The sequence below is a fragment of the Bartonella sp. CL71SXKL genome, assembly GCF_042194935.1.
Taxonomy (GTDB): domain Bacteria; phylum Pseudomonadota; class Alphaproteobacteria; order Rhizobiales; family Rhizobiaceae; genus Bartonella.
The window spans coordinates 48,023-57,036 of record NZ_JBHINI010000012.1; the positions used below are offsets into that span (position 1 = coordinate 48,023).

The window sequence follows — 9,014 nt, forward strand, 5'->3', positions numbered from 1 at the left end:
TTTATAAACAGGAGCTCTTTGATTCTTTATCTGCTAACCACTGAGTACAATCATTGAGAGCTCTCGCTGTTATGGCTTGTTTTTTTACTAATTTTTTTTCTTTACTTGGTAAGCGTTTCCCTGAATGTTTAATAGAAGCAATAGGGGGAAAAAGTCCGAAATTGATATTCATTGGCTGAAAAGACTGTGTTTCTGCTTTTTCATCTATGATGTGTCCCCCCGTAATATGATTCAAAAGGGCTCCGAATGCTGTAGTTTGTGGGGGGAGGCAAGGGGAAATATGATGATATTCGGCAGCAGCAAAACGTCCAGCAAGAAGCCCTATTGCCGCTGATTCTACATAACCTTCACATCCGGTAATTTGCCCTGCAAAGCGTAGTTGTCTTTTTTGTTTTAAACGAAGGGTTTGATCAAGAATAATTGGCGAGTTGAGGTAGGTATTGCGGTGAAGACCACCAAGACGCGCAAACTCTGCTTTTTCAAGACCGGGAATCATTCTAAAAATACGAATTTGTTCACCATATTTCAGTTTTGTTTGAAAGCCGACCATATTATAAAGCGTTCCAAGTTTATTATCTTGGCGTAATTGAACGACAGCATAGGGTTTAACTGTAGGGTTATGGGCATTAGTTAAGCCCATAGGTTTCATAGGACCATGTCTTAACGTTTCAAGTCCGCGCTCAGCCATAATTTCAATGGGGAGGCATCCATCAAAATAGGGCGTTTTTTCAAAGTCACGAAACTCTGTTTTTTCAGCATTTTTTAACGCTTCAACGAATGTTTCATATTGTTCTTTGTTGAGAGGACAATTAAGATAATCTTTTCCTGTTCCCTCAGGACCAATTTTATCATAGCGAGATTGATACCAACAAATGTTGATATCAATACTGTCGGTATGGATAATAGGTGCAATCGCATCAAAAAAAGAAAGAGCTTTTATACCGGTTATTGCTTGTAATTTTTGAGCAAGTGCAGGCGATGTAAGGGGGCCCGTTGCAATGACAACATGTTTCCAAGCTTTAGGAATTTCTTGAACTTCTTCACGTTTGATTGTTATAAGGGGGTGGTTTTCGAGTGCTGTCGTAACGGTTTTTGAAAATCCATCACGGTCAACAGCAAGAGCACTCCCTGCGGGAACTTTGTTGGCATCAGCAGCTTTCATAATTAACGATTTTGCTAATCGCATTTCAGCATGTAAAAGCCCTACGGCATTTGTTAATGAATCATCGCAACGAAACGAATTTGAACAAACCAGTTCTGCCAATTTATCTGTTTTATGGGCATCTGATTTTTTTTCAGGCCGCATTTCATGCAAAACAACAGGAATTCCTGATTGAGCGATTTGCCAGCTCGCTTCACACCCCGCAAGACCGCCACCGATGATATGAATTGGGATATCAAATGTCTTTAACATAATTGACTTTTAGCGTAAGCAGTTATGTATGAAAAGCATAGATTTTGTTTTTTTTAATATATTTGTTTGCTTTTTTTCTGTAATTAATGGTATAGAAACGCCGCTTGTATAAGGTTATTAGCTTGTAAGTTTGAGCGGATGTGGCGAAATTGGTAGACGCACCAGATTTAGGTTCTGGCGGGAGACCGTGGGGGTTCGAGTCCCTCCATCCGCACCAAAGCAATCCCTTAGGTGCTACGGATTTCTACGTGTCTGAAATTCCGCTTCATGGTAAATGTAACACTCGAAGTGTTAGAATGTAATGATTATTAGAGTGGGTTGATCCCTCTCCTTAGAAAAATGAAGGTGTTTAATGCAGGTTACCGAGACGCTTAATGAAGGACTGAAGCGCGAAATTAAGATCGTGGTTCCAGCGAAAGATTTAGAAGAAAAGTTGAATGAACGATTGGATGATACCAAGGGAAAAATCAAGCTTAATGGTTTTCGTCCCGGTAAAGTGCCTAGTGGGCATTTGCGAAAAATGTATGGTAAATCCTTTATGGCGGAGATTCTCAATGAGATACTCAGTGATGCACCCCGTTCTATTCTAGCAGACCGCAATGAACGTGCAGCGATGCAGCCAAAAATTGATATAGATGAAGATGAAAAAATTCTAGATGGCAAAGCTGATTTTACTTTTAGTTTAAAGTATGAAGTTTTACCAAAAATTGACATTAAAGATTTTGAACACATTACGGTTATCCGTGAAATTGCAACTGTTCCTGAACAGGATATTGATGATCAAGTCAAACGCGTCCTTTCTTCTACGCGTAATTATTCCCTAAAAGAGGGGAATTCTGAAGAAGGTGATCGTATTACCATAGATTATCAAGGTAAGCTTGAAGGCGTTCCATTTGAAGGTGGGACAGATAGTGATGCACAACTGATTCTTGGGTCAAAACAATTTATTCCTGGTTTTGAAGAGCAATTGGTTGGTGTGAAAGCTGGGGATGTAAAAACGATTTTTGTTAAATTTCCTGATAATTACAGTGCGGCACATTTGGCGGGACGGGAAGCAGAATTTGCCATTACTGTCAAAGCTGTCTTTAAACCAGATGAATTAAAAATTGATGATGAAGCAGCGCAAAAAGTTGGTTTAGAGTCTCTAGATCGCTTACGTGAGGTCGTTCGTGGGCAGATTGAAAGCCAATATGGTTCAGTGACACGTCAAAAAGTTAAGCGTCAAATTCTTGATGCTTTAGATGCTGATTATAATTTTGAGATTCCTGAAGAACTTTTAGAGGTTGAGTTTAACAATATATGGGCTCAGGTTAATGATGATTTGAAAAAGGCTGGGCGCAGTTTTGAAGATGAAGGTATTACAGAAGAAAAGGCGCGGGAGGAATATCGTGTCCTTGCGCAGCGTCGTGTTCGTCTTGGTTTGGTGCTTTCTGAAATTGGAATGAAGGTTGGTGTTAAAGTTAGTGAGGATGAGCTAAAAGCAGCCGTTTTTGATCAGGTTCGCCAGTATCCTGGACAAGAGAAAGAGATTATGGATTTTTTCCGTAGGACTCCGGAAGCTGTTGAAAATCTACGTGCTCCGATTTTTGAAGAAAAGGTCATTGATCATTTATTAGCACAGATAAAAGTCACAGATAAAGAAGTGACGGTTGAAGAGTTGATGAAAGAATATGACGAATCAGATGTCCCTGAAGAAAAGCCGGCAAAGAAAAAGTCTGCAGTGAAAGAAACGTCTACAGAGAAAAAAACAGCTAAGAAAAAGGCTCCTAAAAAAGCTTAATATTTATGCAAACAGAACAAGCCCGATAGAAACGGGCTTGTGTTGTAAGATTTATGTTCTGGGGTTACATTGAGAGAATGGTTTTAGATAAGCCATGAGTATATTTTAAATATTGGTAGTGGATTGGCAATGAGCATCATTGATACGCGTACTCCTGATTCTAAGCGTTTTATTTCTGGAGTTACAGGTGATTGGGAAGTCATCATTGGCATGGAAGTTCATGCGCAAATCATATCAAATTCAAAACTTTTTTCAGGAGCATCAACAAAATTTGGTGCAGAGCCGAACAATCATGTATCACTTATTGATGCAGCCATGCCAGGTATGTTGCCTGTTCTTAATCAAGAATGTGTTCGTCAAGCGGTTCGAACGGGGTTAGGATTAAAGGCGCATATTAATTTAAAGTCTGTTTTTGATCGCAAAAATTATTTTTATCCAGATTTACCGCAGGGGTATCAGATTTCTCAATTTCGCTATCCCATTGTGGGAGAGGGAAAGATTATCATATCTGTTGGTCCAGATTCGAATGGCCAATTTGAGGATATTGAAGTGGGAATTGAGAGGTTGCATCTTGAACAGGATGCTGGAAAATCGATGCACGATCAACATCCAACGATGTCTTTTGTAGATCTTAATCGTTCTGGTGTTGCTCTTATGGAAATTGTTTCCAAACCTGATATGCGCTCATCAGATGAAGCCAAAGCCTATATGACAAAATTGCGTACGATTGTTCGTTATTTGGGCACTTGCGATGGCAATATGGATGAAGGTTCTATGCGTGCAGATGTCAATGTATCTGTTCGTCGTCCTGGTGAAGATTTTGGAACGCGCTGTGAAATTAAAAATGTTAATTCTATTCGCTTTATTGGTCAAGCAATTGAGTATGAAGCGCGTCGTCAGATCGCAATTTTAGAAGATGGAGGCGTCATAGATCAAGAGACTCGGCTTTTTGATGCCGCTAAAGGTGAAACGCGTTCTATGCGCTCAAAGGAAGAAGCGCATGACTATCGTTATTTTCCTGACCCTGATCTTTTACCATTAGAATTTGATCAAGCATTTGTGGATGCTTTGGCAGCAGACTTACCAGAATTGCCTGACGCTATAAAAGCACGTTTTATTAAGGAAATGGGATTGACAGTGTATGATGCTTCCATTCTTGTGACAGAAAAGGCTATTGCTGATTATTTTGAAGAGGTAGCGCGTGGGCGTGATGGAAAAATAGTTGCCAATTGGGTGATTAACGACCTTTTAGGGGCTTTAAATAAAGATAATCGTGAGATTGAAGAGTCCCCAGTATCGCCAAATCAATTGGGAAGTATTATTGATCTCATAAAAGAAGGAGTTATTTCTGGAAAAATTGCCAAAGATCTTTTTGAGATTATTTGGAATGAGGGGGGTGATGCACGCCAAATTGTAGAAGAGCGAAATATGAAGCAGGTAACGGATACAAAGGCTATTGAAAGAGCTGTTGATGAGATCGTTGCTAATAATTCTGATAAAGTTGCGCAAGCAAAGCACAAACCTGCTTTAGCTGGTTGGTTTGTTGGACAGGTAATGAAAGCAACAGGTGGTAAGGCAAATCCCCAAGCTGTTAATGAATTGGTTAAGATGAAACTTGGCATAGATTAAATTTTTATGGGGTGGAGAAGAAGCCATACATATGATATCTTCTTGAAATTAAAGGATAGCACGTTAACCTATCAATTGGAATTGTAGTTGAATTTACGAGTAACTTTTTCGATAATTTCAATCGTTAATAATTTTATTCCAACGATTAATTTCATGAGCGCACTAAATGAATGGAATAGCAGATGGCTCGTTTTTTTAAGCAAATCTTCACATGGTGGAATGGCAATACCATTGGTACGCGTTTTTTCACATGGCGCAAAGGTAAGCGGATAGGGGAAGATCAATTTGGAAATATATATTATGAAGGAGGACTTCATAAGGATGGTTATCCGCACCGTTGGGTTATCTATAAAGACTATTCTGAGGCCTCTACTATTCCACCAGGTTGGCACGGCTGGATTCATCATCGCTGTGAGTGTCCACCAACACAGGAGGATTATCATCCTTATGAATGGGAAAAGCCTCATGTTGCAAATATGACAGGAACAAGTGAGGACTATCGACCAAAGGGGGCTATCACTTCCAATGGAGAGCGTTCTTGTGTGCATGAAGATTATGATGCGTGGTCACCTAAAAAATAACATGTTTTAATGTGCGTGTGTATTTTTGTCTTATTTGACTCTATGTTATGAAAAGAATTATTTTTTTAAGGTGCGATTGATTTTGATATGATGAGATTTTTTTTATTGTTAGGGGTGAGGCATTTTTTTTATATTTTTTTAATGGGAATTTTAGTGTTTTTATCCTTAAATAGTGGAGTGCGGGCTGAGCGTATTAGCAATGGAATTGCTGTTTTTGCGGGTCTTGACAAAATCACGGGGCGGACTACACGTTTTGAAGTTACTCTTGGTAAAATTTATCAGTACGGTGCATTACAGGTAACTCCACGTGCGTGTTATACGAGCTCTAAAGATGAACCCACGCGTACAACAGGTTTTGTTGAAGTCAATGAAGTGACATTAGATAAAAAAATACGGCGTATTTTTACAGGATGGATGTTTGCGGATAGTCCTGGTTTGAACGCTGTTGAGCATCCTATTTATGATGTATGGTTAAAGGATTGCAAGCAGAATTCTCAAGATCTTCCTCTTCAATGATTAGTGTATTATCTATTTATAATACATTGATTTATAATGGTTATTTATCATTTTACAACTTAATAGGAGGTTCAAATTCCTATGATTACCTCATTTAAAATTTTTTATATTGAATTGATCCAAACTATTCTCTTGCGCGTTAAAAGTAACGGATGTGTAAATAAGACTGTCTAAGAAAGGAATAAAAAACTCCGTCATGAACTGTTTAAATTCAAAGATGCATCATTAGAATAAACATATTTTTTCAGTGTTTCATAAGAGACAGTTCTTGAATTATATCTGTAAAAGGTTGAAATGAAAGGCTTGTTTATATTTGTTAAAGAGATGAACTGACGCTTTTGCATTTATGAGGGAAACAGACTATCAAGTAAGTAATTCATCATGAAACACTAATTATTATATCTAGAGAACGCTGTATTGGTATTTTTTCTCATAGAGATGTCGCTTTTCGTTCAAAGCGTAGAAGCAATGCAGGCTATATTAATGGAAAAATTGAGATTTAAGATTCTTTAAAGTTTATCAATCGAAGTATAGCTTGGTTAAAAAATGCAATAATCAATATATTTCTAGTAAGAAAATAATGTTTATATATTTTTATTATATACCACACTCATAAGTGAGTTTGTCTATTTGTAAGTTCTTGTATATTGCATGATAACTTCACATTTAAGTAAGCAGAATACCATTAAGTTTGTAAATCATATTCTTGGTATCCGTGCTTTTTAAAATCTTTTGTATAAAATACACGTGTTTTCATGTAGAGCTATTGAAAATTTTAAAAGGGGCCTCGAAGAGGCGTTAAAAAGATTTTGTATCACTGGGAGTGGTATATTTATTTTGTATAAAGAATAACCCATTTTCTGAAAAGTACGAGATTTTATACAATGAAAGTTTCTAGTCACCACCATAATGATGTTTCCCGATTGCCGAAACAACCTAAAGAACCCTTATTGAATGTTCCATTTATTATAGTTGTTTTGATAGCATTTTGTTTTTGTCTTTATTGCATTTCTCAGTATTTTTTTTCTCATCAGTTTTATGTTGAAAGCCTTGAGTTTTTTTCATTTATACCAGCATTGTTTAAGGGGGATCCTGTAGCATTTTGTTATACCATGGTGAGTTATTCATTTATGCATAGTAGTTTTAAACATGTTGCTCTTAATATGGTTTGGCTTTTGGTTTTTGGCTCTCCTTTAGCAAGGCATTTTGGTGTTTTACGTTTTTTAATTTTTTGGGTGTTAACGGCAGTTATTTCTGTTTTGACTTATTTTACATTTCATCAAGAAAGTACCATATCACTTATTGGGGCGTCAGGTGCCGTATCTGGAATGATGGGTGCTATTGCACGTTACGGTTTTCCTAGTGGGAATCTAGCTGTCAATGCGCAGAACGAAAAACTTTTGGGACCTTTATTGTCTGTCAAAAAAGCTCTGTGTTCTAAGGGGGTGCTTGTTTATATGAGTGTATGGCTAGCGACTGATTTTATCATAGGTATTTCTTCTATTTTGTTTGAAGAAAATGGCATCTCAATAGCATGGGAAGCTCATATTGGCGGTTTTTTTGCGGGTTTTTTGTTGGTTGGTTTTTTTGATGTTTCACAAAAAATTAAAAACTAGGATCTAAGATATTGATGTGCCACATAAAGTGCTATTGTTGCTGCATTTGAAACATTTAATGACTTAATATTTCCAGGCATATCAAGGCGTGTTAAAGCGCAAACGGTTTCGCGTGTTTTTTTACGTAAACCTTTACCTTCTGCTCCTAAAACAAGAGCAATTTTATTCCCTGTTAATGCTGTTTCTAGAGGTTGGTCACCTTCTGAATCGAGACCAAAGCTTGTAAAACCTGTTTGATGAAGTTCTTGAAGAGCTTCAGCGAGGTTTCGTACGGTAATATAATGAATCATTTCCAGAGCTCCAGATGCCGCTTTCGCAAGAACACCGCTTTCGTGGGGAGAGTGACGGCAAGTTGTAATAAGTGCTTTAGCTTTCAATGCAACTGCAGAGCGCATAATAGCGCCAACATTATGTGGATCGGTAATTTGATCCATGACAATGACCAGATCAGTATTGGTTAGTTCCGACAGTTTGCATGGTTTGAGGGGGAGAGTTTCCAGAACAATACCTTGATGAACAGCCTCACTTCCAACAAGCGAATCAAGATATTTGGGGGTGCATAATGTAACAGAGCAAGGATAATCTGATTCGGATATATTTAATCGTTTTAAGGCATTTTGTGTAACGTAAAGACATTTTAAAATTCTTTTTGGGTTTTCTAAAGCAGCCTGAACAGAATGAATACCATAAAGATAGATGATCCCTTGCTGTAAAGAAGCAGCTTTCTTCTTTGGGTGTGTAAAAGATCGAGAAGGAGAGCCTTTTGTATCGCGATATCGGCGACGCAAACGAGCATAATGAGAATTTTGTGATGTTTTTTCTTTCATAGCTTCTTTATAGCGTGTTAATAAGAAAAATAGAGAGAAAAAAATCTATGATTTAAAATTATGAGCAGGAAATTTGTACAGAACTGTATTTATTCTGTTGACAGATACAATAGTAATCGTCATAACCACTTCGCAATCAGATTGAATTGAATGGGTATTCAAGATGGTTGTCGTGATGTCTCATTGCGTGACTTTATCGGTGTAATGGAGGGGTGCCCGAGTGGTTAAAGGGGGCGGACTGTAAATCCGTTGCGTATGCTACGTTGGTTCGAATCCAACCCCCTCCACCATTCATCGAAGGAGAGTTAGTACGTGGGTCATGCGGGTATAGCTCAATGGTAGAGCAGCAGCCTTCCAAGCTGAATATGCGGGTTCGATTCCCGCTACCCGCTCCAAATGGTTGTTGATGATTGGGCAAATAGGTATGATGGAGGATATTCCATTTATAGATTGGGTGGGGTTTTGCCTCTAAGAGTTGTGGTTATTGGGCTGTTTACAGTCTGGTCAGACTCATTTTTGCAGGACTGACCCTAGGTGCTAACAAAAATAGGGAATAAAACAAGAGATTAATAGCAATGGCGAAGAGCAAGTTTGAACGAACAAAACCGCATGTTAATATTGGTACGATTGGTCACGTTGATCATGGGAAGA

Annotated in this window: 7 protein-coding genes, 3 tRNA genes and 1 pseudogene; 9 read left to right on the forward strand and 2 right to left on the reverse strand. The window is 38.1% G+C overall.

Annotated features, from left to right (window positions below):
- Position 1 precedes the first annotated feature (1 nt).
- Entirely contained in the window at positions 2-1,414 is a 1,413-nt protein-coding gene (gene trmFO / locus ACFILA_RS07110; protein ID WP_273791159.1) for a methylenetetrahydrofolate--tRNA-(uracil(54)-C(5))-methyltransferase (FADH(2)-oxidizing) TrmFO, read from the reverse strand.
- A gap of 134 nt (positions 1,415-1,548) precedes the next feature.
- Here trmFO and ACFILA_RS07115 point away from each other — a divergent pair.
- The 6 genes from ACFILA_RS07115 (at position 1,549) to ACFILA_RS07140 (ending at position 7,536) form a co-directional block, all read left to right on the forward strand.
- A tRNA-Leu gene (locus tag ACFILA_RS07115) sits at positions 1,549-1,631 on the forward strand.
- 135 nt (positions 1,632-1,766) lie between these two features.
- Positions 1,767-3,194, forward strand: a complete 1,428-nt coding sequence (tig, locus tag ACFILA_RS07120) for a trigger factor (RefSeq protein WP_375660887.1) — start codon at positions 1,767-1,769, stop codon at positions 3,192-3,194.
- A 129-nt stretch (positions 3,195-3,323) separates the two neighbouring features.
- The gene (gene gatB / locus ACFILA_RS07125; protein WP_273791161.1) at positions 3,324-4,823 is read left to right on the forward strand and encodes an Asp-tRNA(Asn)/Glu-tRNA(Gln) amidotransferase subunit GatB; all 1,500 of its coding nucleotides are present in this window, start codon (positions 3,324-3,326) and stop codon (positions 4,821-4,823) included.
- 182 nt (positions 4,824-5,005) lie between these two features.
- The gene (locus tag ACFILA_RS07130; RefSeq protein ID WP_012755018.1) at positions 5,006-5,404 is read left to right on the forward strand and encodes an NADH:ubiquinone oxidoreductase subunit NDUFA12; all 399 of its coding nucleotides are present in this window, start codon (positions 5,006-5,008) and stop codon (positions 5,402-5,404) included.
- Between the two features lie 90 nt (positions 5,405-5,494).
- Positions 5,495-5,920 carry a DUF2155 domain-containing protein gene (locus ACFILA_RS07135; RefSeq protein ID WP_273791166.1) on the forward strand — a complete coding sequence of 142 codons (426 nt, stop codon included), beginning with the start codon at positions 5,495-5,497 and terminating at the stop codon, positions 5,918-5,920.
- Positions 5,921-6,804: 884 nt separating this feature from the next.
- Positions 6,805-7,536 (forward strand): rhomboid family intramembrane serine protease, encoded by a 732-nt coding sequence (locus ACFILA_RS07140; RefSeq protein ID WP_375660888.1) that lies wholly within the window; start codon positions 6,805-6,807, stop codon positions 7,534-7,536.
- Here ACFILA_RS07140 and ACFILA_RS07145 read toward each other — a convergent pair.
- Positions 7,533-8,363, reverse strand: coding sequence for an RNA methyltransferase (locus tag ACFILA_RS07145; protein ID WP_273791163.1), 831 nt, complete (start codon positions 8,361-8,363; stop codon positions 7,533-7,535). The genes ACFILA_RS07140 and ACFILA_RS07145 overlap by 4 nt on opposite strands.
- 206 nt (positions 8,364-8,569) lie before the next feature.
- On the opposite strand from ACFILA_RS07145, the gene ACFILA_RS07150 reads away from it, so the two are divergent.
- The 3 genes and pseudogenes from ACFILA_RS07150 to ACFILA_RS07160 form a co-directional block, all read left to right on the forward strand.
- Positions 8,570-8,653 (forward strand) — tRNA-Tyr (locus tag ACFILA_RS07150).
- A gap of 31 nt (positions 8,654-8,684) precedes the next feature.
- Positions 8,685-8,758 (forward strand) — tRNA-Gly (locus ACFILA_RS07155).
- A gap of 180 nt (positions 8,759-8,938) precedes the next feature.
- A pseudogene (locus ACFILA_RS07160) lies at positions 8,939-9,014 on the forward strand (elongation factor Tu); the annotation flags it as partial.